Below are 393 nucleotides of genomic sequence, written 5' to 3'. Positions count from 1 at the left end.
TACACTGCTGAGAGGTCGCCCGCGCGCAGTGCGCGCACCAGCTTGATCGCGTCACGCCGGTCTGTCTTGACGCGGTCACCGGGCTTTTTTGGAATCAGCGACGGCGCACACACCATGCAGTCGAATCCTTTCTGAACCAGCTCGCGGTAAAGCCCATAACCGCATGGACCGGCTTCGTAGACCACGCGCACCTGTCGTCCTTTGGACTGCAGACGTTTGCACAACCGGTCAATATCGGTCTTCGTCGTTCCGATCCTGCCCAGTTGCTCCACTTCACCCATGCCCAGCGCATAGGCGACTGCGATCGAGTCCTTGTGAAGATCCAGTCCAACGTACACCGTGCTATCGTTTCGCATGCTTTGCGACACGTGTCGCCGTCTGCCGGACGTAAAC

1 protein-coding gene is annotated in these 393 nt (G+C 59.0%); it reads right to left on the bottom strand.

Going from position 1 to position 393, the window contains the following annotated elements:
• Nucleotides 1–356: IS110 family transposase (locus P0D80_RS51370; RefSeq protein ID WP_408296686.1), on the bottom strand; the 356-nt coding region annotated here is incomplete at its 3' end.
• Nucleotides 357–393: the final 37 nt, after the last annotated feature.

It is taken from the genome of Paraburkholderia sp. RL17-373-BIF-A (assembly GCF_046030175.1).
GTDB lineage: Bacteria > Pseudomonadota > Gammaproteobacteria > Burkholderiales > Burkholderiaceae > Paraburkholderia.
This window is presented reverse-complemented; position numbering and strand designations above follow the sequence as displayed.